Origin of the sequence: Streptomyces sp. NPDC007945 (assembly GCF_042958885.1) — a bacterium.
Classification (GTDB): domain Bacteria; phylum Actinomycetota; class Actinomycetes; order Streptomycetales; family Streptomycetaceae; genus Streptomyces.
In genome coordinates this window covers 109079-132863 of the sequence record NZ_JBIBJV010000013.1, presented here as the reverse complement: position 1 = coordinate 132863, position 23785 = coordinate 109079, and the positions used below count along the sequence as shown (strand labels likewise).

Here is a 23785-nt window from a genome sequence, read left to right as displayed (position 1 = left end):
TCGCCGCCATGCACAACCTCGCCCGCACCGGGTGAACCGACAAGTCAAACATCCCTCCGGCCTGCCCGAAGCGGACCTTCTGCAACACCCTTTAGATGACGGCCGCGCCGCCGCCGGCGAGTGGCCTCCGCCCCCGACGGCCCCGTGCCGCGCACCAAGCGTCGTCTACTCGGAGACGGCCCCGCCGACTAGGGACACCCCGGCCCGCAGTGGCAAAGCTCCGCTCTTCTTTCCCCGCCGTCCGCCGTCCGCCGTCCGCCCTGTGCCGTCCGCCGACGATCGACCGCCGTCCCGGTCTGGTGGCTGGGTGGGGGGTCCCGGGGAGGATGGGGGAGGGGTACGGCGGCGAACACGACCCACCGGCCTTCACCGTCCGGCGGGTACCGTGCACCGGCATGGCCGTGACGAGATCCTCGGTCCGGCCTCCTTCGACCACTACCTGGCCGTGCTCGCCAAGCTGCCCGCCCCCGCGATGGTCACCGACGACTCCGCATGGGGCGAGTGGCGCGGTGACCGTGTCCACGAGTGGACGCAGTAGGACTCGGAGGTCGGAGGACCCTGGAGGAGCTGGTCGGGCAGGTTGGTGTGGGCGCCGGGGGCGGGGGTAGGCGGATCACCGGAGCGAAGCGGACACCTCCTGGGCCGGCCGGACGTGGACTATCCCCCCCGGACGCGTGCCGACCGGCTGTACGGCTGTCCCCCGCCCGGATCTCCGGGCGGGGGACAGCCGTTGTGCGCCTTCTCGGAAGCTGGGGCCTGCTTCGTCGTCCAGCCCTGCTCGCTCGCCTCGTGCTCGACGATCTCGCTGTGGCCTCTACCTCCACCCGAGCGGTCGCCTGGCGGGCGGCAGGGGTGTGAAGCAAGCCGGGGTCGATTACTTGCTCCCGAGCGGCCGCAGCTCGGGAGCAATGGGTGGCATCGCCCGCAGCGCCCCCGCCTCTCCCGGCCGGGACGCGATGTCCCAAGTACGCGTTGTTGGGCTGCCGAACACGGCGCCCGGACCGTGACGCGCCCACTCCGGCCAGCCTAAGGCGCCCCTGTGTCAAGAGAGTTGGCAGTGTGGGGAGGGGGATTGGGGGCATCCGGGCGAAGAAGGCCGGTCCGATCGGTCCGGCCCGGTGACCATTGTGAGGGAGAAACGGATGACGACGCCGTACGGCAACCAGAACCCCGGCCAGTACTCCCACGGAGCGTCGGCGGGAGCGGCGGCCGGAAATGTCATGAGCATCATCGCCATCGTGCTGGGAGCGGTCGCGCTCCTGTTCCTGCCCCTCCTCTTCGGAGTGATCGGCTTGGTGCTCGCCATCATCGCCAAGGCCGTCAGAAACGAACGTCTCGCCGTGCCCGCCATCGTGGTGGCGGCAGTGGGTCTCATCGGCGGCATGATCCTCGGTGCCCTGGTCGCCGGAACCTGACCCGTTCCGCCGACGACCCCGTGCCCGGGACGGCGGGGCCGACTGCTGGGGTACCACCCGCACGGGTGGTACCCCAGCAGTCGACGGCAGGAAGGATACTCGGCGCGGAGAAAGCGGCTGTCCTTTCTCCCTGGACGAGCCGTTGCGCGCGTATGCGCTGTCCGCGTAAGCGTATGAGCCTGATCTCAACCCAGCGGAAATGCTGTGTGCTCGCCCAAGAAGACGAGCTAGCCGGCGTCGTCGGCGATGGGCCAGTCCGACGTGGTGCATCCATGGGCGCATGTGGAAGCGAGTGTCCCGGACCCCACGTCCTCGTCGGCCAGCCGTGGCGGACGACACGTTGACAGCCAAACCGAGATCCCGCGGCCGGACGGACAGGCCGCCCTGCGCGAGAGAGCGGAGGATCGATGCGTACGGTGGAGACGGCGGCCTTCGCCCCGCGCGCTGGAGCTGGTGGAGTGGGCAGCAGAGCAACCCGCTGGCCTCGACCGCAGGACAGCCGCCGGGTGGCAGGCCGCTGGGGACACCGTCGTAGCTTCGCTCAGTAGGGAGGCGTTGGCGGTGCGGTCGGAGACGAGGCCGGCGATGGCCCGGTAGGTGGTGGGCAGGATCTCGCGCTGGTGGGTCCAGCGGGTCAGCAGCCGTCGTCCAGCAGCACTTCCACGGCCGGGAAGTCCTCGAAACAGGCCCCGATCCCTTCGTTACGTGCGCCGGTCGCGTCGTGCATCCGCCCTGGTCACGGGGCGCCGGTTCAGAGGGGGCCCTGGGACGGTGCCCTTCGTCGTGCATCATTTCTTCTTGCCCGAGACGAACGCGCGTCGTCCGCCGAGGCCCGCCACGGGGCGGCGGGCCTCGACCTTGATGGCGTCCGGCCGCAGTTCGACGCCTTCGGCCTGGACGTGGGCGAACACGTCCGCCAGGGTCCGCAGCCGCAGCCGCAGCCGCAGCCGCAGCCGCAGCCGCAGCCGCAGCCGCAGGCGAGGACGGTCGGGGATCGCGCATCCGCGGTCGGTGAGGAGCCCGCGTAGGTCTTCGATCGCAGGGGTGGCGGCGGAGCGGTCGGTACCGGGCGACAGGCGAGGACGGAGTGCGGGAGATCGTGCCGCAGGTGGATCAGCAGGTGGATCAGCAGGTGGATCAGCAGGTGGATCAGCGTGACCATCAGTCGGTCGACGAACATCAGCCCATGCCGGGCGCCAGCCCCGCCCCCATGTTCACTGCCCCCGCCACGTGCCTCGTGGCGACTGCCCTCGACTACGGTCGGCCGCGGTTCGGCCGACTCCTGGACCAGGCACACCGGATGCTGCCCGGAGATCCCTTTGAACAGCCGATGTGCCAGGATGTGCCGGTCGACCATGATCACCACGGACTGGATCAGCACACCCTCGCCCGGGCACTCTTCAACCGCTGTCCCGCATCAGCTCGTTACTGGTCTTGTCGCCATTTCGGGGGCTCGACGACTTCGTAAGTGGGATCCCGTTGGCCTGCCTTTCAAGCCTTCGCGTTGCTCGTCCTCCGACGCGGCCGTAGTCGGCCGAAGCCCGGCGTGTGCGGGCGGCCGAGTCGACCGGCCAGAGACGTTCGGCCGCTGAGACCGCGCGGATGCCGGGTGTCAGCGAGGAGCGAGTGCAGCGGTGGAATCGATCTGGTGACACGTCGTCGACGCCGCTGAATCCTCCGGCACGGGTGCGGCACCGCCGCGGCGGAGCGGACCGCTCCTCCACCCGCCGAAAGGGTTCCCCCCGCGCACGCCTCTGGTTGTCCCGGGCGCGGCGCGGATGCGGGCCCCGTACCGGAGCATCATCGGGCCGCGACGGGCAACAAGGAGCCCATGACAACCGACAGCGGCGGGGCCGCGAGACGGAAACGGCTCCTGTGGCTGGTGGTCGTGCAGACCGTCGTGATGACGGCGCTGGGACTGCTGATCACCCGCGTGGTCGCGGCCGGCGGACTCCTCGCCCCGGACGACACCTTCGTCCGCATGCTCGCCGCGCACCGGACCCCGCCCGTCGACCGGGTCTCACGCTGGCTGTCCGTCCTCGCCGACACCCCGGCCGTGGTCGGAGTGACCCTGCTGTGCGTCCTCGGGCTGCTGTTGCCGCCCGCCCGGCGTTGGTCCGAGGCCCTGTTCCTGGGCGGGTCGGTCGCGGTGCAGTCGGCCGTCTTCCTCCTGGTCGCGGCCCTCGTGGACCGGCCCCGCCCCGACGTCCCGCGTTTGGACGCAGCCCCACCCACCTCCAGCTTCCCCTCAGGCCACGTCGGCGCGTCCCTCGCCCTCTACGGAGGACTCGCCGTCCTCGCCCTGACCCGGGCCCGCAGCCGCTGGCGGTACCTCGCGGCCGGGATCCTGCTGCTGGTGCCGCCGGTGGTCGCGCTGTCCCGGATGTACCGGGGCATGCACCATCCCTCCGACGTGGTGGCCGGCCTGCTCAACGGAACCCTCACGCTCCTCGTGATCGGATCCGTCTTCCTTGCCGACCGCCGCGGCCCTGGCCCCGTCACCGCCGGGTCCGCGCGACCGGCCGGTACCGCCGCGGCCACCGGTGGCGGACGTCCCGATGGCGATCAAGCCGATGGCGGGCATCCCGATGGCGGACAGGCCAGCGGTAGCCGTCCCGATGACGGGCAGGCCAGCGGCGGCCGTCCCGAGGGCGGCCGGGCCGTGGTCGTCCGCCACCCCCATGCCTGCCCCGACGAGCTGGCCGCGCGCGTCCGAGCGACCCTCCTCCGGCACGGCCTCACCGACCAAGGCTGGATCTCCACCGGCCCGAACCGGCCCTGCGGCGACCTCGCCGAGGAAATCGCCGCCGACGGCGCCGACCTGGTCGTGGCCTGCGGCGGCGACGGCACCGTCCGCGCCTGCGCCGAGGTGGTCGCCGGAACCGGCGTCCCGCTCGCGCTCGTCCCCTGCGGGACCGGCAACCTCCTCGCCCGCAACCTTGGCCTGCCCTCGGACCCGGAGAAGGCCCTCGAAGCGGCTCTCGACGGCGGGTACTCCGACATCGACACCGGACGGGCCTGGGGCGACGGCCTGACACCGACGCTGTTCACGGTCATGGCGGGCGCCGGCTTCGACGCCGCCATGATCCGCGACGCCTCTCCCGCCCTCAAGGCCAGCCTGGGCTGGCCGGCATACGCCTTGTCAGCTACCCGGCATCTGAACGAGCCCCGCATGCGGCTGACGGTCCGACTCGACGGGGGCCGCCGGATCCGGAGGCGGGCCCGGATGGCCGTCATCGGCAACGTCGGCACGCTCCAGGCAGGTCTGCGTCTGCTGCCGCGGGCCCGACCGGACAGCGGGCACCTGGAACTCGTCCTGTTCGACCCGCAGGGCCCGGTCGGCTGGCTGGCCGCCGCCGCCCACATCGCCGGCCGTCCGCTGCGCCGCACCCCCGCCGCCACGGACGGCCCCGTCGCAGGCGGCGCCCTGGAGTACTTCACGGCCACCCGCATCGACATCCGTTTCGCGCGCCCCCGCGCCCGGGAACTCGACGGCGAGACCCTGCCCGACGGTGCCCGCTTGAGCGCCGTCGTCGAGCCGGCCGCCCTGCGCGTCCGGCTGCCCCGGCCCCCCGCCACCACCCCGCCCTGGCCGGCAGACGCCCGGACGCCCGCGGGCCTCCGGCCGGGAGCCGCCACGAGCCCGCCCCCCGACGCACGAGCGCCCGCCCCCCTCCGGGCTCCTCGCACCGCAGACCGCTGAACCACCACACAGTCAGGAAACCGATGGGAACCGCGACCCGGGTACCGCAGCGACGTGACGTACGGGGCGAAGAGCTGTCCGGCGACGAGGCGTGGGCCTCGCTGCGCCGCTACGGCGGCTGGCGGCTGGCCCGGGACTCTTTCATACGCTTTCGCTACGCGGACGGCTTCAGCCACTCCCGCGCGCTCGCCCTCCAGACCGTCCTGTCCATCGTGCCGCTGGCCATCGCCGCGATCGGCCTGTCCGGGGTGCTGCACACGGAGGGCATCGGACGCGTCGCCGAGCTGACGATCAGTCGGCTCGCCAGTGGACCGAGCCAGGAGATGGTCGATGAGGCGTTGGCCCAGAGCCGGCGGCACGCGGGCGAAGGCGGCCAGGCCGCCCTGTGGCTGGGCCTGCTGTTCTCGGTCTCGAACGTCACGACCGGCCTGTGCCAGGTCGAGCGCGGCGCCAACCGCATCTACGGCAACGAACGCGACCGGCCGTTCCTGCACAAGTACCTCCGCGGCCTGGTCATGGCCGTCCTGGCCGGCCTCCCGCTGGGGCTGAGCTTCGTCCTCATCGTGCTCGGCGCCGACCTGACCCAGGCCTTCGCGGAGGTCTACGGCCTCGACCCGGCCGCCACCCGGGCCTGGGGCCTGCTGCGCGTGCCGGTCGGCATCCTGCTGGCCGTGCTGGCCACCAGCGCGATCTTCCGTCTCTCGCCGCGCCGCGACCAGCCCGGCTACACCTGGCTCGCCTTCGGCGCCGTCGTGCACCTCCTGCTCTGGCTGACGGCCACCTGGGCCCTGAGCCTGTACGTGGGCGCGAGCAGCTCCTTCACGAGTGTGTACGGACCGCTGAGCGCCGTCATGTCGCTGCTGCTGTGGTCCTACCTCACCTCGCTGGCCCTCTTCCTCGGCCTTTCCTTCGCGGCCCAGTTGGAGGCCGTACGCGCCGGCACGAGGGAACCCGTCAGCCAGGACCCGGGCGTCTGACCCATGCCCCGCCGCAGTTCCCGTCCCAGGCCCAGAGCCAGGCTCAGGCCCAGGCCCAGCCCTCGGCCCGCGTCCCACCTCCCGCGTCCCACGTCCCGATCCCGATCCCGATCCCGATCCTGAGGGGAGGCTGCGCCCCCATGGCACAGCGCAACATCCGGGCACTCCTGTCCCGCCGCGCCGGACCCGACGCGGCCTTCGGCCGCAGACTGGTGCTGGCGGTGACGGCCACGGCCGTGGCGGCGGTGCCCTTCGCCCTCGCTCTCGTGCTCGTCGAGTCCGGGTGGCCGCCGCTGTACCGACTCGACCGGGAGACCGCGGAGGGGATGCACAGGGCCGCCCTCGCACACCCGGTGCTGGTACACCTCCTGGAGTTCCTCACCGGCGTCGTGTGGGACCCGGTGACGATGCGCCTGCTGGTGGCGGCTTTGGTGGTCTGGCTCCTGACCCGCCGTGCCTGGAGGCTGGCGGCCTGGGCCGGCGTCACGGCCACGGCCGGCGGGCTGATCGGCCTGCTGACCAAGCACGTCGTGGAGCGGGCGCGCCCGCACCTGCCGGACCCCGTCTCCCACGCGCCCGGCTTCTCCTTCCCGTCCGGCCACGCCATGACCGCCACCACCTCCTGCGCCGTCCTGCTGCTGGTCCTGCTCCCGCTGCTCCCTCCGTCCCGGCGGCTACTGGCGTGGGCCTTGGCGGTGATCAGTGTGGTCGGCGTCGGCTTCACCCGCGTCGCCCTCGGCGTGCACTGGGTCAGCGACGTCGTCGGGGGCTGGCTGCTCGGGCTGGCCGTGGTCACGGCGACCACCCTCGTCTTCGAGGCGTGGCGTGCCGACACCGGCCTCCGGCGCACCGACCCCGCGGAAGAGGGCCTGGAACCCGAACTCCGCTCCCCCTCTCCCGAACCCGCCCTCGACCTGCGCCACGGCTCCGACGATGGGACCGCCGATCGTTCCGGTGCCGCTCCCGATCAGGGAGGACACACCGATGAGCGGAGAGAACGTGACCGAAGCCGAGGCCGCCGACCAGTCTGAAACACGGCCAGCGGGGCTGATGGCCCCTGACTGATCGACGAACTGCCGTCCCCTGCCCGAGCCGAAGGCCGGTGGCCGGCCGGCGAGGGCAGGCTGCCGCGGCAGTCGACGCAGCGGCTGTCGGGGTCCGCCGTGGAGGCCGAGAGGGGCCTCTTCCCGTCCGCGAGGAACGCTGTCCCGTCCGCTGAGATTCGCACATCTGAGAACGGAGCTGTGAGGTAGCGGCGCAGGCAGCGGCGTCGGCGGTCGGAGCCGGCCCCGCCGGCCGACGTCCGCCCGTGGTCAGCTTCCGCCGTCATCGGTGATTCCTCGGCCGGAAATCCCGGCCAAGGATCCTTTTGCGCCGATCTTCGCAATCGGCCGCCTTCCCCGCGGCCTGCACGGCATGATCGCGCCAGAAATCGACGGCGGGGCACCGAAGGGTGTCGGGGGAGGGGAGTGCAGGGGTGAGTGTGAACGGGTTCCGGTTCAATCCGCCGCCGAGCTGGCCACTGGCCCATGGCTGGGTCCCTCCGGCGGGCTGGGAGCCCGACCCGTCCTGGCCGCCCCCTCCTGGCTGGCAGATGTGGCTGCCCGACACACCCGAAGGCGCACTGCCGGCAGCCGCCGTGCCCCGGCAGTACACGCCTGCGCCCGGCGTTCCTGGCGGGCGCAAGAGAGGCTTGTTCGGGCGTTGGCGGCGCGACGAGCAGAGCGAGCTCGAGGAATTGAGGCAGTGGATCGCGCACACCCAAGGCGCCGACGCTGTCCAGGTCGCCGGTCTCATGGAGCGGACACGCCGCGAGGCAGCCGCCCTGCACGCGCAGGCACAGACAGAGGCCGAAGCCCTCGTGGAACAGGCCCGCCAGACCGCCAAGGACATCAAGGCCGACGCCAAACAGGCCGCGAGGGAAACCGAGCGGATCCGCAAGGAAGCCGAGCAATACCGAGGAGAGATCTACCAGGCGGAGAACCGCCTGACCGAGCTGCGCGCGCAGATCGTCACCACCGACGAGACCGTCCTGCTCCAGCAGGCCGGCATCTACTCCTACCACCACCAGCTCCACGATGCCGTCGCCTACCGCAGCCGCCTCGACTCCCTCAAAGCCGAGATCAAGAACCTCGCACGCAACAATCAGGCCGTCCTGGCGGCCACCGACTGGACCGTCAACGGCTCCACCCGCGAGGGCCGCAAGATGATCCGCGACTTCTCCAAACTGATGCTCCGCGCCTACAACGCCGAGGCCGACTACGCCGTCCGCACCATGCGCCCCCACCGCCTGACCTCACTGGTCGACCGCCTCTACAAGAGCCGGGAGACCATCGCCAAGCTCGGCGCCACCATGCACATCCGCATCTCCGACGCCTACCACGACGCCCGCGTCCGCGAATTGCAGCTGACCGCCGACTTCCTGCAGAAGAAGGAGGAGGAAAGGGAGGCCCAGCGCGAGGCACGCGCCCGTGAGCGTGAGGAAGCGGCCGCCCAGCGCGAGCTGGAGCGCGAACGGGAGAAGCTGAGCAAGGAACTCAACCACTACGAAGCCGCCATCGAGCGTCTGCGCGCCCAAGGCGACCACGAAGCCGTGCGTGACATGGAAGCCAAACTCGCCGAGATCCACGACGCGCTCCAGGACGTCGATGCCCGCGCCGCGAACGTCCGCGCCGGCTACGTCTACGTCGTTTCCAACATCGGCGCCTTCGGCGACAGCATCGTCAAGATCGGCATGACGCGCCGCCTCGAGCCCCTCGACCGCGTCTACGAGCTCAGCGGCGCGGCAGTCCCCTTCCGCTTCGACGTCCACGCCCTGATCTTCAGTAAGGACGCCGTCGGCCTCGAAACCCGCCTCCACCACGAGTTCGCCGACCGTCGGGTCAACCGCGTGAACACCAGGAAGGAGTTCTTCTACGTCACCCCCATGGAGGTGCGCACCGCACTGGAACGATTCGCGGGGGAGCACCTGGTGGAGTTCACCGAGGTCCCGCAGGCGATCGAGTGGCGTGCCAGCAAAATCGGCTGACCCTGGCAGGACGCTTCATGGCCGCGGCAGCACCTCAGATCACGGCGGTGCCGCAGCCACCCCCGCGGCAGCCCCGTGGCGTCGGCCTCACAGTACCGGCCAGTGGAAGAGGCCGGGTTCCCACTGAAGGAGCTGTCGTTCCCGTCGTTCGTGAACGGAGCGGCGCCGTTGACGGACGTGACATCGTGATCGTGCGGGATGGACGCGAAGTGCACCACGGTCGGCGCCGCCTGCCCGGAACACGGGTCCTGGTCGAACCGCGTGCACAAGGTCCCCTCCGCGGTGGCAGGTCGCCCTGCTTGCTGACCCGGCCGCGTACCGATGTCGCGGCAGACCGCGGAGTCGACGCTCAGGCCCCGGACGGTCGCGCCCTTCGCGTCGGCCAGGGTCCGGAGTCGGTCAGGATCCGGTGACAGGTCCCGTTGTGCGGCCGCCTGCGGAGGCGGTTGGAGTGCCGGTTCCACGGTCCGTAGCGGCGGCGACGAACCGCCGCGGAACTCCGGTCCCGGACTCGACACCGTAGGCCGTCGATCAGCCGCCGCCGAGGCCAGACGGGCGGCCGCCCTGACCTGGCACCCTTCGGCAACAGCAGCTCCAGCACCGCCCCCTGCCCGGCCGCCTTGACCGCGCTCCGGTCGCCGTATCTCCGCACCCATCTCCGCCCTGCGACTCGGTTCTTGGGTGCCCGTCAGGCGGAGCACGGTCTTGCGCCTCATCGACGTGCGCCCCGATCCGGAGGGCCTCCGAGCCGCGCATGGTGGGCGTCGCCCCCGTCACCCGCGAGCAGCCGTCTCCTCACGGTGTCCCGAAGCGGCCGCATCGGGTATGACGAGCAGTTTGCCGGTGGTACGCCGAGCCTCCAGATCGCTGTGGGCCCGGGCGGCCTCGGACAATGCGTAGCGGCCCGTCACGGTGACCTCAAGGGCCTTGGAGCGCACCCACGCGAACACGTCGGCGGCCCGTCGGAGCAGTTCGGACCGATCGGCGATGAAGTCTCCGAGGCTGGGCCGGATCAGGGTCAGCGAACCGCCGTGGGCGAGCCGAATCGGATCGAAGGGCGGCACGGCACCGCTTGCCGCGCCGAAGAGCACGAGATGGCCTCGGGGGCGCAGGCTGGCGAGGCTCGCGTCGAAGGTGTGCGCGCCGACGCCGTCGAAGACGACCGGCAGTCCCTGGCCGCCGTTGAGCCGTCTCACCTCGGCCGCGAGGTCGTCGACTGCCGAGGAGACGATCACCTCGGCGGCCCCGGCGTGCTTCGCCGGCTCGGCCTTCGCCGGGGTCGACGTCGTGCCGATCACCCTGCCGCCGAGATGGGTGATGAGCTGGGTCAGAAGCAGCCCCATGCCACCGGCGGCCGCGTGCACGAGCACCGTGTCGCCCTCTTGGACCGGGTAGGCGTCCTTGACGAGGTAGTGGGCGGTCATGCCTTGGAGGAGCACGGCGGCGGCTGTCTCGAAGCCGATGTCGTCGGGCAGCGGCACCAGCCGGGAGGAATCCACGACGGCCCGCTCGGCGTACGTGCCGGGAATCTCCACCCAACCGACCCGGTCTCCGACTGCGACGTCGGTGACGCCGGGACCGACGTCGACGACCGTGCCGGCGCCCTCGGAGCCCGGGGTGAAGGGAAGCGGGAGGCCGTAGCGGCCTTCGCGGTGGTAGACGTCGAGGAAGTTGACCCCGGATGCGGCGACCTCCACGACCGCCTCGCCCGGCCCCGGCCGCGGCTGGTCCACCTCGGCCTCCTGCAGCACCTCGGGACCGCCCACTTCGTACACCTGAATCGCCCGCATGACCCCTCCAATTACGGCTCGTCCCCCAGCAACCCCGTCGACGGCCGTCCGATTCCCGGCAAGCAGACCAGCGCTCGACCGACCCACGGGCTTCCGTGACGGTGCGCGGAGTGAGGGGCTCGTCGCAGTAGGGGCTGGTCCCCGGGATCTGTGTCACGGCGCAACTGTCCCGTGTGGTCCAGCGCGACGACCGTCCGGTCCGGCCGTCACATCACGACCGAGGTGCGGGGGTGAAGGCCGCGCGAGCTTCCACCAGCCGCAATCGCCGGGCCCGGAATCGCCGCCTTCCACGGCTGTGCCCACCGTGAATGAGGCCTCCCGCCGTGTCGGGGCCTCTCGGGCTGCCATACGTCGACGGCGCCCCTCGGCTTCACCAGGGCGGACCCGGCCGAGCAGGCCATGCCATCAGCTGCTGGACGCGGGACGCGGGACGCGGTACGAGCCCGGGTGCGGGCCAGATCGATCGCGGGACGCCGAGCCCGGGGGCCGTACTCCTCCGCGATGCGTTCCGATGCGGCCGTGGTCTTCGTCGTCCAGCGGCCAAGGCCACCGGTCTCCGGTCCGCCAGGAATCGGAAATCGGGGTTCGAACCGGGTGGGCACCGACCTGGCGGCCGGCATCGAGGACGTTCAGCCATGCAGGGGGTCCTGACCGACGCCTGCACCGGTCTCCGCATCGGTGCTCAGTCGGCAGCGGCAGGCGAGGGTGCCCCGTCCCGCGGCGGGCCGTGTCTCTCCCGCTCGGCCGCCAGCCGGTTCAGCACACCGACGACGCCGTCCACCCGCCACGCGGCTCGGATCAGTACCGGCGCATCGACCTCCGGCCCGGGCGAGCGGGCCAGGGTGACGATCCCGTCCCCGACATGGACGTGGAGCTCCACCGCACGGCCGGGGGTCGCCCTCCGGGCATGAACGGCGTCGATGACTTCCTACGGATCTCCGCGTCAGTCCTCAGGAAGACGCGCAGGAGGTTGCGTCGCGTGGTGAAGCCGATGAGGCGGTTCCCCTCGTGCATCACGGGCCGCCGGTCGATGCGGCGGCGTTCCATGATGCGCGCGGCGTCGACGACGCGCTGCTGGGGATGGAGCGTGACCGCTGGACAGGTCACCGGTTCCATGGCTACCGATGCGGCCGGACGGGCCTGGACGAGCCGCTTCAGGGCCTCCACCAGTCGGCGTCGCCCCGCACCACCGCGGCCGGGGCGGCTCGGCGGGCCGTCCGAGGTCCTGAGTCCGGTCCCCGGAGGATCGCGAACGCCCTGTCGCACGAGCGGGGCGGCCGGCAGAAGGATCAAGGTTGCCGCGGGGAATCCGGGTCGCGCGGGCGAGCGGTCGGACGCCCTGCTCCGACGGCTCGCCGGTCGAGCCGCGCTTCTCCGCCGCCGGCTGACCGGGACGAGCACCGAAGGGTCCGGGAAATGGTTTGCCGACCCGGTGGCTGTGTGTCACCGTTCGGCCTGGACCGGCAGTCGATCATGGACGGCCGGTCGATGTCGCCATGTCGGCGGCCTCTCGGGGATCCGCTGGAGAGGTGACGAAACGATGGGAACCGGTGCCGTGGGGAACGATGACGAGGACAAGTGTCGCCGGTCGTTGGCCGAGGAGCAGGCGAAGAGTCTTGCCGCCACCAACAATTGGGAACATGTGGACAGGGAGCGGGTCCACCGGGACTGGGACGCCCTGTACCGGGAGATCACGGCTTTCCTGGACGGCGGCTCCCTGCCAGGGGACCAGCAGATCCAGGAGCTCGTCCGTAGGCACTTCGACATCGCGTGCCGGTTCTACACCCCCTCCAGGGAGGCGTACGTCGGCATGTCGCTCTTCTACGCCGAGGACGAGGCCATGAGGGCGTTCCACGATTCCTACCACCCCGGGCTGGTGGAGTTCCTGGGCGCCGCGATCAAGGTGTTCGCCGAGCACGGGAACGGATTCGCCCCCAGCGCGGGAGCCGAGGCTTCGGCGTAGTCGGACGACACGGGTCGGGACGCGGACGGACGGGGGAGACCTCAGGGCTGTCGCAGCCCTGGGGGAGCAGAGACCGGTGTCTCGGGCTGGTGCCGAGACGACATCGTCCGTGAGCACGACTTCGTCTGTTCTTCTGCGGGGGCGATCCGCCCGCGGCGTGGAGCGGAGGGCCACGCTGCGTAAGACCGTGGGGCACGGCTCCTCGTCAAGGCCGGCCCGCGAGACCGGGCACGATCCGAGCGCGGACCTCGGCATTCTTCATCGCCGGCAGTGCAAGGCGTCGAAGCCTCCGCGAAGCACCGGGACCGGGCCTCCTCGAAGCACCGGGACCGGGGCTTCGAGGAGGCCGCCGAAGTGCCCCATCCGGCCCTTACTGCGACACTTTCGCTGTGTCAGCGTCCCGAACGGCGGGTGCGCTTACGACGATGGGGTCCAGGACCCGTGGAATCACGGGGGGTGCATGCCCTCGGGCGGTCCTGGGTCGATTCGCGTTCCCGTGACGGGGAAGACCCCCGTCGGCCACGTCCGCCCGGTGCCCGCAGGCCGCCCGCGACCGCACACGACGGAGGAAACATGCGTGAGGACGAGCGCTCTGAAGGCGTACCGCTGACCGACGAGGAGCTCGGTGCGCTCGACGCGCACTGGAGGGCCGCCAACTACCTGTCGGCCGGCCAGATCTATCTGATGGGCAATCCGCTGCTGAGGAAGCCGCTGGAACCGTCCCACATCAAGCCGCGGTTGCTCGGGCACTGGGGCACCTCCCCGGGCCTGAACCTCGTGCACACCCACCTCAACCGCGTCATCAAACGGCACGGCGTCGACGCGCTGTGCGTCTGGGGGCCCGGGCACGGCGGGCCGGCCGTCCTCGCCAACTCCTGGCTGGAAGGCAGCTACAGCGAGACCTACCCCGATGTGAGCCGCGACGAGCACGGCATGGCCCGGCTGTTCCGGCAGTTCTCCTTCCCCGGCGGGGTGCCGAGCCACGTGGCACCCGAGACCCCCGGCTCGATCCACGAGGGCGGTGAGCTGGGCTACTCCCTGTCGCACGCCTATGGCGCCGCCCTGGACAATCCCGACCTGCTGGTGGCCTGCGTCATCGGCGACGGTGAGGCGGAGACGGGACCGCTCGCCGCCTCCTGGCACTCCAACAAGTTCCTCGACCCCGTCCACGACGGAGCGGTCCTGCCCGTCCTCCACCTCAACGGATACAAGATCGCGAATCCCACCGTGCTCGCACGGCTGCCGGAGACGGAACTCGACCAGTTGCTGCGCGGCTACGGCCACGACCCCCTGCACGTCACCGGAGACGACCCCCACCAGGTCCACCGGGCCATGGCGGCGGCCATGGACACGGCTCTCGACCACATCCGGCACATCCAGCGGCAAGCCCGGACCGGCGCCCCCGTCGGACGGCCGCGCTGGCCGGTGATCGTCCTGCGCACCCCGAAGGGCTGGACCGGACCCGCCACGGTCGACGGCGTCCCGGTCGAGAACACCTGGCGTGCCCACCAGGTGCCCCTGCCGGGCGTCCGCGACGACGACGGCCACCGGGCCCAACTGGAAGCGTGGCTGCGCTCGTACCGCCCCGAGGAGCTCTTCGACGAAGCCGGCCGGCCGCGCCCCCAGGTGCTGGAATGCGTCCCGGAGGGCGAGCGGAGGCTGGGCGCGACCCGGCACGCCAACGGCGGCCTGCTCCTGCGGGACCTGCCTCTGCCTCCGCTCGAACGCTACGCCGTCCCCGTCGACCGGCCCGGCCAGACCCACCACGAGCCGACCGCAGTGCTCGGAGACCTGCTGGAAGGCGTCATGGCCGCCACCGGCGAGCGCCGTGACTTCCGGCTCGTCGGCCCCGACGAGACCGCCTCGAACCGTCTCCAGGCCGTGTACGAAGCCAGTGGCAAGGCCTGGCAGGAACCGCTCCTGGACACCGACGAACACCTCGACCGACACGGCCGCGTCATGGAGATCCTCTCCGAACACACCTGCCAGGGCTGGCTGGAGGGCTACCTGCTGACCGGCCGACACGGGCTGTTCTCCTGCTACGAAGCCTTCGTCCACATCGTCGACTCCATGGTCAACCAGCACATCAAGTGGCTCAAGACCTCCCGTGCCCTGCACTGGCGCGCCCCTGTCGCCTCGCTCAACTACCTCCTCACGTCCCACGTGTGGCGCCAGGACCACAACGGCTTCTCCCACCAGGACCCCGGCTTCGTCGACCACGTCCTCAACAAGAGCCCCGAAGTCGTCCGCGTCTACCTCCCGCCGGACGCCAACACCCTGCTGACCGTCGCCGACCACGCGCTCCGCAGCCGCGACCAGGTCAACGTGATCGTCGCCGGCAAACAGCCCTGCTTCGACTGGCTCTCCCTCGACGACGCCCGCGCCCACTGCGCCCGCGGCGCCGGCATGTGGGAATGGGCGGGTACCGAGGACGGGACCCGCGAGCCGGACGTGGTCCTGGCCTGTGCCGGTGACGTCCCCACCCAGGAGGTCCTCGCGGCGGCCGGCCTCCTGCGGCGCCATCTCCCGCAGCTCGTCGTTCGGGTGGTCAACGTCGTCGACATGACCCGGCTCATGCCCCACGACGAACACCCGCACGGCATGACCGACCCGGAATATGACGCCCTGTTCACCCGGGACAAGCCGGTGATCTTCGCTTACCACGGTTACCCCTGGCTCGTGCACCGCCTCGCCTACCGCCGCAACGGGCACCAGAACCTGCACGTACGCGGCTACAAGGAGGTGGGTACCACCACGACCCCCTTCGACATGGTCGTGCGCAACGACCTCGACCGCTACCGCCTCGTCATGGACGTGATCGACCGCGTGCCCGGCCTTGCCGTGCGAGCCGTGGGCGTGCGCCAGGCCATGGCCGACGCCCGCACCCGCCACCACGCCTTCATCCGCCGACACGGCACCGACCTGCCCGAGGTCGCCGACTGGAGCTGGGGCGACGGCCGGCAGCCGACATGAGATCCCACCGACCGCACAGCGCGGCGCCGAAATCCCGACAGGCCGCCACGGCGTCCCTGCCCGGGCCTCGCCCGGCCCGGGGAACCATCAAGGCCGGGAACCACCGGGCCGCAAGCAGGCCGGCCGGCTCGTAGGAGGAAGTGCCGGAGGGAGCCCGGCCACTCCGCTCGTCATCCCTTCGTCCGCCGGCCGGTGCTGCGCCATGGTTGTCCGCTCCCTCCGCCCGAGGGGCCCCCGCCGCCGTCCACGGCCGCACGGCCTTCGTGCTCAGTGGGGGAGCGGGGCGTAGGGCGCGCATGCGAGGGTGCGGTTCGTGTGAGGCCGCGGGCTCGCACGTCGAAGCATGTCGAAGACGGTGCGGGCCCTGACCCGACCCTCGCACACCTCGTCCCCGCGCTGGATACGCACCACTGCGGCCGGGTCCCGCAGAGCACGAGGGCGCTTCTCACCGCGCGGAGGCGGGCCGCTCTTCGGCCGCCTGGGACACGAGCTGGACGAAGCGACCTGGACCCGCACCGTCGACCACTACCTGCGACGCACAGCCACGGCTCGACCCTCAGCGGGCCGGTCCTCGGCTGGGCGCTGTCCAGGGTCCGCCGCCGGGAGGCCTGCGCATACGTACAGGAAGCGCTCGAAGGCGATGTAGCCGACCTCCAGGGCGGGACCACCGAGGAAGATCCACCTGGGGGCGATGGCCGGCACCATCGATCTGGTCCAGCGCGGGCTCACGGGCCTCGAGACAGGGAACGGCGCCCTGTGGCTCGACCCCGTGTCCTCGCCGCGCTTCACCGAGTACGGCTTCTCCCTCCGCTACGGGGGAACCGGGGCATCCGGGTACGGGTGACACCCCTGCGCTCGGAGATCGGCGCTCCTCCCTCGGACCGGACCCCGATCGAGGTGCGGCTGCGGGACCGCGTCGTGTCGGTGGAACCGGGCGACGCGGCCGTGCTGACCCTACGGGAGACGTGAACCAGTCAGCCGATCAGTCCAGCAGGGCGGTCGCTTCGACCTCGACGAGGACATCCGGCTCGAAGAGGTGATCGACGCCGATCAGAGAAGCCGGGGGCATGGGCAGACGGAGCCCGATCTCGTCGGCGACGGATTCGACTCCTGCCATGAAATCGCCGATCTTCTCAGGCTTCCATCCGGTCACGTAGAACGTCAGACGCAGGACGTCCGCGAACGACGCCCCCGCTCCTGTCAGGCCGATGGAGGTGTTACGCAGTGCCTGGGCCACCTGTCCGGACAAATCGCCGGGTGCGACTGGTGTTCCGTCGGCCCGTCGTGCGATCTGGCCGCTGACGTGGACGTGCTTGGTTCCGGTACCGACGGCGACGTGATGGTACGGGGTCGGCTGCAACATGCCGTCCGGGGTGAAGTGCTGAACAGTCATGACTGGCTCCTCCGCTGTAGGTATCCGTAAGCTACCTAGTAGCAGAAGGACACTTCAACGAGACCAGGTTTCGCCATGGATACCTCCGATGAGCTTCGCGTGGACGCACCGCACCGTGAGCTGCTGGATCAGATTCTCGACAAGTGGTCGCTCAGTGTGCTGAACGAGCTGTGCGAACGCCCGTGCCGCTTCAACGAACTGCGCCGGGCCGTTCCCCAGGTCACGCAGAAGTCGTTGACCGCGACACTTCGGCGACTCGAACGCAACGGCGTGATCGAGCGTGAGGTCGTTTCCACCCGGCCTGTGGCGGTTCGATACCGGATCACCCGTCTCGGCAAGTCCCTTCGGCACCCCATCGACGTGTTGTCGGCCTGGGCCTCGGAGAACATGCCCGCCATTGAGCACGCGCGCGAGGTCTTCGACAGTTCGGCCGGCACGTGAGGGTACGTTCCGCCGGCCTCTCCGGGTGGGGAGGTGGACCGCCTCGGCGGGCCGAGCCTCCGGGTCGGTGGCGGGCGGCCCAGATGGGACAGGCGACGCCGCCTCGGGCGGGCTGTCGCCTTCACGGCGTGGTGCTTTCCCGATGCCTCCCGTGCGGCTGTCCGCAAGACAGGAGGGTCACCGCCCCCGTTCGGGTGGGGACGTGGTTCGCGCCGTCGGATCGATGAACGCGGTGCCGAGCCGTTGCAGGGCGCCCTTCAACGCGTCACGCTGTTCCGGCGTCAGAGGGCTGAACAGCACGCCGTCGAGATCCGACAGGGTTTCGTTCGCGCGTGCGCGGGCACGTCGTCCCGCCTCCGTCAGGCTCAGTTGCGCGGTGTTTCCCCTGCCCGTGGGGCTGGTGCGTTCGACGAGTCCGTCGGCTTCGAGCTGCCGCACGATCGCGAGCATGCTCGGCGCGCTGATCCGCGCCCGGCGTGCGAGCTCGCTGATGGACAGGCCGGGGGATGCGGAAAGGTGGCCCATCACCCCCAACAGCCGGACGGACAGCCCAGCCTCCTCCAGGCGGCTCTCGACCGTCTCCCGGACCATGCGCCCGATCCCCGCCAGCTGAAGCGACAGCGGCATTCCCGGGACTGGCCGCCCGGTCCCTGCGGGTACCGAATCGTCGCGGCTCCCATAGGCCTCCTCGGTCATCGCGCCCTCCCTCCTCTCGCAGTCTCGTCGACCGATGCTACTGTCCTCGCCGTAAGTTTTAGCCAACCTAAAACTAGGACCGTGTCGATGAGCAAGTTGTTCCTGACCCTCCATGTCCTGGTCGCCGTCTTGGCCGTGGGGCCCGTGACCGTCGCCGCCAGCCTCTTCCCGCGAAGCATGCGCAACAGCCTCAAGAACGGGTCGAACGAAGCATCCGAAGCCCGGCTGCTCCACAGGCTCACGCGGGTGTACGCCTCGGTCGGCGCGGCCGTGCCCCTTCTGGGAATCGCCACGGCCGCCGCGATGGGCGTCACGCGGGACCCCTGGGTCATCGCGTCCCTCACGTTGACCGCTATCGCGGCCGGACTGCTCATCACGCGCATCATCCCCGGGCAGCGGGAAGCCCTCGCCCTCCTGGACCGGCACGGCGGCCGCACGGCCGGCGCAGCGGATTCCGCCTCCGGACCCGGCACCGTTCAGAACTCCACCGCGCTCCTGAAGCAGCTGTCGATGACAACGGGAATCTTCTCGCTCCTCTGGGCCGTCGTCCTCGTCCTCATGGTCGTCCGGCCGGGCTCCTCGACAGGAGGCTGACCGATCCCCCCGTGAGGGCTCGCCGGGCGACTACCGAATTTCGTGCGATGGCGTAGGCGGTGCCCTTCGTCACCACCCTGGAGCAGCTCCAGCCGCACGGCCGCGATCGTCGTGTTTGGTCCGTGGGGTGGGGGTAGGCGGCGTCATGGAGCGACTGGATAACGCCCCTTGGCCGGTCGTACGCGGACATCCCCCGACGCGTACGGCCGGCTTTCTCGTGCGCTTGGTACTCGTCGTCCTCCTCGACCCGCTGGGGAAGGGGAAGCCCTCCAGGTCCCGCTCGCCGAGGCCCGGACTGGCCCCCTGCCCTGCCCGGCGATCACCGCCCGGTCTGTTCCCGTCCCGGGCCCGGGACGGGTGGCGAGCACGAGCCACGACGACCCCGCTGGGCGGGGGCCGCGTCCGGCACGATGTGCCCCTCGGTGTCGCCCTCTTCAGGTGCTACCCCCTCGCGGAGAGGTCCTCCTCCGGACGAAGACGAGTGCCGGGCGTGGAGTGGGCAACCGCGGCGCTCGGCCGCCCGGGTCGTCGCGCGTGCCCGGGCGGCCCGCGGTGGAGGTCAGACTCTCGCGGGTACCTTCGTGTCGCCGCCGGCTTTGCCCGCAGCGGATCCCGCGTCCGCTCCGGTCTTCGCGGACGCGGTGTACATCACGCTCCCCTGCTGCTTCGACCTCTCGGCGAGGCTCTTCGCCACGAGCGTCTCCAGGCTGTTGCGCACGGTCTGGATCGACGTCGCCCGGTCGGGATGGTCCTGTGCGAGCTGGTCATGGACTTCGCGCGCCACGCACGGCTGCCCGGGGGTCTTGAGGAGGATGGCCAGCGCGAGCCGCCACAGAGGCGGGCCCGACTTCTCCACGACCGTGACAGCGTCGGTCGCCGTCGAGGCGGCCGACGGTACCGGAGCCTTCTCGGGTCGCGGCTTCTTCGAGGCGGTCTTCTTCGCCGTCGCCTTTCTGGGCGCCTTCGCAGCGGCCGTCTTCCTGGCGGCCCGCTCGGGCCGCTCCGCCTTCACCGACCGCTCCTGCCGCGGCTGCGGAACGCTCTGCGGTGCTTCGGCCGCCGGCTCGACCGGCGCGAAGGTGTCGGCCTGCCCGGCCGTGGTCGCCGACGGCGCCTCGGCGCCCACGGCGGCCGGCTGGACCTCCGGTGCGCCGGGCAGACTGCCCTGCGCCCGGGTCAGCCAGCTCTCCTCGGCCTTGAGCTGCTCCAGACGCTCCTGGAGACCGGCGATCTGCGCGGTGACGTCGCCCTGTTCCTTGCGGTTGGCCGCGAGGTCGTCGGCGTACTGCTGCGCGTACCTGTGCTGGATAGGGGTCTGTGTGCGATCTTCGGCCATCAGCACTCCTTGTACCGGGTTGTTGCTGCCGGATGCTACTCACCGCGGGAGGAGTGCGGTTTCCCACCAGCCTTTCAGCGCCACCTGGACGGACCGGGCTCGCTTTCGGCCCGTGCCGGGATGGGGTGCGCGGCACAACCCCCGGTCCCCGTGACGGGACGCCGTACGGCCGGGGCCGCCCCCGTCTCCCACGATCCTTTTCGGGAACTGCGGCACGGCGTCAGCGGTCGGCTCGTGAGGGGTCCGGGGCTCGGGGCCGGCCACGGCTGACGGTTCGTCATACCACCCGGCCTGCTCGCGCACGGCCCCGTGTCCGCCACTGCGCCGGTGGACTACGGTCGTTGTCCACTCTCGCGCTTCAGGCCCGCCCGCAGTCCGTCACCGCCCCGGGGGACACCCTCGTTCCGTACAGGCCCGTGTGGTGCATGCAGGGAAGGCGTTGTCGGCCGGTGTCGTCACCATCCCCGGCTTCCTGACCTTCGAGCGCACCCACCGTGCCGCACGCACCGCTCGCACCCGCAGACCGGCGACCCGATCGACATCTAGGCCGGCTGCGGCGTGAAGGTCTCCGCGGGCTCGAGGCTCAAGGAAGCCGCCAAGGGCAAGTAACACCCCCACCCCTCACCGAGTCGAGTAGCACCCCACCCCTCGCCGCAGATGTCGCCCGCCCCGGCAGCGGAATGATCGATTAAGTGAGCGCGCGTGGGGTAGGACAGGTGCCGGACGCCTTCCCGCACGGGGAGGGGTCCCTTTTCCCACCCGGCCGGGCCTCCCCGGCTTGATCGAAGGACACGAGCATGGCCAGCGGTACCGTGAAGTGGTTCAACGCCGAAAAGGGCTTCGGCTTCATCCAGCAGGACGGCGGCGGTCCGGACGTCTTCGCGCACTACTCCAACATCTCCGGCAATGGATACCGCGAGCTTGTCGAGGGCGAGACGGTCACCTTCGACGTGACGCAGGGCCAGAAGGGTCCCCAGGCGGAGAACATCGTCCGCAACTGACATCCCCGGCTGACCCGCCGGACCACACGAAAGCGCTCGGCGTCCCGCGTCGGCCACCGCGTGCAGGTGGTGCAACCGACGCGGGACGAAGCAGCTCGGTGGTTCGCTGGGCTCATGACCCAGAGGCGGCAGGTTCGCATCCTGTCCCCGCTACGGCAGGAAGGGGCCCCGCAGGCGCCGGGCCCCTTCACGCTGCACAGCCGACCGGTTCAGGGATGACGTGGGTTCCGTGTCGTGGCCATGTCCGCTGATCTGCGCCAGTGTGAGGTTCCACCAGCTACCTCTTCGGACACGTCCGGATCAGACTCCGGGATCAGGCGCCGGGATCAGGGGGAAGGATGATCCGGGCCGCCACGGGGAGGTGGTCGCTGGCCGTCGCGGGGAGGGTCCACGTCGAAGCGGCCCGGACGCCGCCGAGGAGAATCTGGTCGATCCGGACGGCCGGCAGACGCGCCGGCCAGGTGAAGCCGAAACCCGCGCCCGCCTCGGCCTGCGCGGAGACGAGGCGGTCGGTGAGGGGCCGCAGCGCGCGGTCGTCGGTGGAGCCGTTGAGGTCACCCATGACGACGACGCGGCGCACCGGCTCGGCGCGCACCTCCGCCGTCAGCAGGCTCAGCGCCTCGTCGCGCGCCCGGGTGGTGAAGCCGGAGAGGCCCACGCGGACGGACGGCAGATGGGCGACGTATACGGCCAGCCGGCCGCCGGGCGCGTCCACCGTGGCCCGCATCGCCCGCGTCCACGGCATGATCGGCACGGCTCGCGCGTCCCGTAGCGGATGCACGCTCCACAGGCCCACCGTGCCCTGCTGGAAGTGGTACGGGTAGGCGTCCGCCAAGGCCCGCGCGTAGGCGGGCGCCGTGTCCGGGCTCAGCTCCTCCAGTGCCAGGACGTCCGCCCCGGCGGCCAGCAGGCTTCGCGCGGTCCCCACGGGGTCGGGGTTGGCCTGGTTGACGTTGTGGCTGACCACCGTGAGGTCACCGCCGGGGGCCGACTTGTCGACCAGGGCCCCGCCGAATACCGCAGCCCAGGCCGCCGTCGGCACCAGCAGGGCCACCGCCGCCGCCACCGCCGCCCGCCGCAGCAGGGCGGCGGCCACCAGGACGGGGACGGCCAGCGCGCTCCAGGGCAGCAGGGTCTCGGCCAGACTGGTCATCCGTCCGGGCAAACGGGGGAGCAGCCCGTGCCCCGCGATGCCCATCGCGAGGAGGACGGAGCAGCCAATGACCGCCGTCCCGCGCCGTCGCCACCACCGCCGACGCGCAGCGGCGTCCACCGCTCCGGGGCGCGGGTCCGGCTGCACCCCAGCCGGGCCCCCGGTCCCGGGTGCGCGGTCCTGGCGGACCGTCGTGCTGCCCGCCCCGGCGGTGGGAGGCGGCTGTGCCGTCCTGCCGTCCGGTGCCCCGGCGCAGGAATTTGGGCGCTGCGTCGCCGTCATCGCCCCCGGCCCTCCGTCCCGGCGGCCAGCCCGTCGCGGACGGCGGTGAGCAGGCCGCGGCCGGCGTCGACGGCGGCCCGGAGGCCCTCGGCCGGCGTCGTGTTCGCCCGCTGGTGCAGGACGGCGCCGACGAGCAGCCGGGGCGTGCCGCCGACGCGCACCTCGCAGGCCCACAGCAGGTTCCCGCCTGCTGGGGTGCTGGAACCGGTCTTCACGCCGACGACGCCCGGGGTGCCCAGCAGGGGATTGGTGTTGGCGATCGTGCCGAGGCCGGGGACGGTGATCTCGCGAGTGGCCACGATCGCCCGGAAGACCGGGTCTTTCATCGCGGCCCGCACCAGCCGGACCTGGTCGGCCGCGGTGCTCGTGGTCGTCGGCTCGATGCCGCTCGCCCCCGTGTAGACCGTGTCCCGCATGCCGAGCCGCTCGGCGGCGCGCCGCATCTTCGCCACGAACGCCTCCTGGCTGCCGGAGTCCCACCGGGCCAGCAGCCGGGCGATGTTGTTCCCGGAGGGGATCAGCAGGAGCTCCAGGAGCCGGCGCTGAGAGTGGCGCTCGCCCGCCCGCACGGGGACGGTCGACTCACCGCCGACCCCCACCTCGTGCGCGGCCCGTTGGTCCGCTTCGATCAGGGGGCCCTCCTCGTCCGGCCGCAACGGGTGCCCGTTGAGCACGACGTAGGCGGTCATCACCTTCGCCAGGCTGGCGATCGGCACGGGCCGCCGCCCGCCCCTCTCGCCCAGTGAACCGCTCCCCTCCAGCTCGACGGCGCTCTGGCCGTCCTGAGGCCACGGGAGGGGGCCGATGGCGGAGATCGGCCGCCCGCCGTCCGGCGGTGCGGGCGATCCGGAGGGGGAGACGACGGCGATGCCCAGGGCCGTCAGCAGAGCCAGGGCAAGCGCACCGCCGACGAGGCGGTGACGGTGTGGGCGGGGAAGGGCCACGGGCTGCCTCCAGGGGCTGCGGTACGGATGCGGTACGGCAGCCAGACTCCTGGCCAGAGGTCTCCGGTCCGCGGACACCGGAACGCGGCCCGTGCT

The 23785-nt window shown here is 71.5% G+C and carries 18 protein-coding genes, 1 tRNA gene and 3 pseudogenes; 14 read left to right on the top strand and 8 right to left on the bottom strand.

Features of this window, described 5'->3' with window-relative positions; translation table 11 throughout:
• The first annotated feature begins 385 nt into the window (after nt 1-385).
• Nucleotides 386-538 (top strand): hypothetical protein, encoded by a 153-nt coding sequence (locus ACFZCF_RS30045; RefSeq protein WP_391290154.1) that lies wholly within the window; start codon nt 386-388, stop codon nt 536-538.
• Nucleotides 539-1142: 604 nt separating this feature from the next.
• The gene (locus ACFZCF_RS30040) at nt 1143-1415 is read left to right on the top strand and encodes a hypothetical protein (protein WP_391290152.1); all 273 of its coding nucleotides are present in this window, start codon (nt 1143-1145) and stop codon (nt 1413-1415) included.
• A 554-nt stretch (nt 1416-1969) separates the two neighbouring features.
• Here ACFZCF_RS30040 and ACFZCF_RS30035 read toward each other — a convergent pair.
• Nucleotides 1970-2772, bottom strand: a pseudogene (locus tag ACFZCF_RS30035) (IS5/IS1182 family transposase); the annotation flags it as partial.
• 474 nt (nt 2773-3246) lie between these two features.
• Here ACFZCF_RS30035 and ACFZCF_RS30030 point away from each other — a divergent pair.
• The 4 genes from ACFZCF_RS30030 to ACFZCF_RS30015 all read left to right on the top strand — a co-directional run bounded on the left by ACFZCF_RS30030 (nt 3247) and on the right by ACFZCF_RS30015 (nt 9123).
• The gene (locus ACFZCF_RS30030) at nt 3247-5118 is read left to right on the top strand and encodes a diacylglycerol kinase family protein (protein WP_391290150.1); all 1872 of its coding nucleotides are present in this window, start codon (nt 3247-3249) and stop codon (nt 5116-5118) included.
• 23 nt (nt 5119-5141) lie between these two features.
• Nucleotides 5142-6095, top strand: a complete 954-nt coding sequence (locus tag ACFZCF_RS30025) for a YhjD/YihY/BrkB family envelope integrity protein (RefSeq protein ID WP_391290148.1) — start codon at nt 5142-5144, stop codon at nt 6093-6095.
• A 140-nt stretch (nt 6096-6235) separates the two neighbouring features.
• The gene (locus ACFZCF_RS30020; protein WP_391290146.1) at nt 6236-7126 is read left to right on the top strand and encodes a phosphatase PAP2 family protein; all 891 of its coding nucleotides are present in this window, start codon (nt 6236-6238) and stop codon (nt 7124-7126) included.
• A gap of 764 nt (nt 7127-7890) precedes the next feature.
• The gene (locus tag ACFZCF_RS30015; protein ID WP_391290145.1) at nt 7891-9123 is read left to right on the top strand and encodes a DUF4041 domain-containing protein; all 1233 of its coding nucleotides are present in this window, start codon (nt 7891-7893) and stop codon (nt 9121-9123) included.
• Nucleotides 9124-9896: 773 nt separating this feature from the next.
• Here the strand turns inward: ACFZCF_RS30015 and ACFZCF_RS30010 are convergent.
• Both ACFZCF_RS30010 and ACFZCF_RS30005 read right to left on the bottom strand, forming a co-directional pair.
• Nucleotides 9897-10913 carry a zinc-binding dehydrogenase gene (locus ACFZCF_RS30010; protein ID WP_391290143.1) on the bottom strand — a complete coding sequence of 339 codons (1017 nt, stop codon included), beginning with the start codon at nt 10911-10913 and terminating at the stop codon, nt 9897-9899.
• 798 nt (nt 10914-11711) lie between these two features.
• The gene (locus tag ACFZCF_RS30005) at nt 11712-11960 is read right to left on the bottom strand and encodes a hypothetical protein (RefSeq protein ID WP_391290167.1); all 249 of its coding nucleotides are present in this window, start codon (nt 11958-11960) and stop codon (nt 11712-11714) included.
• Nucleotides 11961-12453: 493 nt separating this feature from the next.
• On the opposite strand from ACFZCF_RS30005, the gene ACFZCF_RS30000 reads away from it, so the two are divergent.
• From ACFZCF_RS30000 to ACFZCF_RS29990, 3 genes and pseudogenes are all read left to right on the top strand, one after another.
• Complete coding sequence (locus ACFZCF_RS30000) at nt 12454-12876, top strand: TipAS antibiotic-recognition domain-containing protein (protein WP_391290141.1); 423 nt, start codon at nt 12454-12456, stop codon at nt 12874-12876.
• Nucleotides 12877-13449: 573 nt separating this feature from the next.
• Complete coding sequence (locus ACFZCF_RS29995; protein WP_391290139.1) at nt 13450-15849, top strand: phosphoketolase; 2400 nt, start codon at nt 13450-13452, stop codon at nt 15847-15849.
• 442 nt (nt 15850-16291) lie between these two features.
• Nucleotides 16292-16818: pseudogene (locus ACFZCF_RS29990) on the top strand (glycosyl hydrolase family 65 protein); the annotation flags it as partial.
• A 13-nt stretch (nt 16819-16831) separates the two neighbouring features.
• Here ACFZCF_RS29990 and ACFZCF_RS29985 read toward each other — a convergent pair.
• Entirely contained in the window at nt 16832-17242 is a 411-nt protein-coding gene (locus tag ACFZCF_RS29985) for a Rid family hydrolase (protein ID WP_391290137.1), read from the bottom strand.
• Nucleotides 17243-17317: 75 nt separating this feature from the next.
• On the opposite strand from ACFZCF_RS29985, the gene ACFZCF_RS29980 reads away from it, so the two are divergent.
• The gene (locus tag ACFZCF_RS29980; RefSeq protein ID WP_391290135.1) at nt 17318-17683 is read left to right on the top strand and encodes a winged helix-turn-helix transcriptional regulator; all 366 of its coding nucleotides are present in this window, start codon (nt 17318-17320) and stop codon (nt 17681-17683) included.
• A 177-nt stretch (nt 17684-17860) separates the two neighbouring features.
• On the opposite strand, the gene ACFZCF_RS29975 is transcribed toward ACFZCF_RS29980, so the two are convergent.
• Nucleotides 17861-18379, bottom strand: coding sequence for a MarR family transcriptional regulator (locus tag ACFZCF_RS29975; protein ID WP_391290133.1), 519 nt, complete (start codon nt 18377-18379; stop codon nt 17861-17863).
• An 87-nt stretch (nt 18380-18466) separates the two neighbouring features.
• Between ACFZCF_RS29975 and ACFZCF_RS29970 the strand changes: the two genes are divergently transcribed.
• Complete coding sequence (locus tag ACFZCF_RS29970; protein WP_391290131.1) at nt 18467-18973, top strand: hypothetical protein; 507 nt, start codon at nt 18467-18469, stop codon at nt 18971-18973.
• A 559-nt stretch (nt 18974-19532) separates the two neighbouring features.
• Here the strand turns inward: ACFZCF_RS29970 and ACFZCF_RS29965 are convergent.
• On the bottom strand, nt 19533-20309 hold the full coding sequence (locus ACFZCF_RS29965) for a hypothetical protein (protein WP_391290130.1): 777 nt from the start codon (nt 20307-20309) through the stop codon (nt 19533-19535).
• A 454-nt stretch (nt 20310-20763) separates the two neighbouring features.
• Here ACFZCF_RS29965 and ACFZCF_RS29960 point away from each other — a divergent pair.
• The 3 genes and pseudogenes from ACFZCF_RS29960 to ACFZCF_RS29950 form a co-directional block, all read left to right on the top strand.
• A pseudogene (locus ACFZCF_RS29960) lies at nt 20764-20918 on the top strand (HU family DNA-binding protein); the annotation flags it as partial.
• A 188-nt stretch (nt 20919-21106) separates the two neighbouring features.
• Nucleotides 21107-21310, top strand: coding sequence for a cold-shock protein (locus tag ACFZCF_RS29955; RefSeq protein WP_382811002.1), 204 nt, complete (start codon nt 21107-21109; stop codon nt 21308-21310).
• 79 nt (nt 21311-21389) lie between these two features.
• Nucleotides 21390-21463: transfer RNA gene (locus ACFZCF_RS29950), tRNA-Met, on the top strand.
• 160 nt (nt 21464-21623) lie between these two features.
• Here ACFZCF_RS29950 and ACFZCF_RS29945 read toward each other — a convergent pair.
• Nucleotides 21624-22583 carry an endonuclease/exonuclease/phosphatase family protein gene (locus tag ACFZCF_RS29945; RefSeq protein ID WP_391290127.1) on the bottom strand — a complete coding sequence of 320 codons (960 nt, stop codon included), beginning with the start codon at nt 22581-22583 and terminating at the stop codon, nt 21624-21626.
• A 158-nt stretch (nt 22584-22741) separates the two neighbouring features.
• On the bottom strand, nt 22742-23689 hold the full coding sequence (locus ACFZCF_RS29940; RefSeq protein WP_391290125.1) for a D-alanyl-D-alanine carboxypeptidase family protein: 948 nt from the start codon (nt 23687-23689) through the stop codon (nt 22742-22744).
• Between the last annotated feature and the right edge of the window lie 96 nt (nt 23690-23785).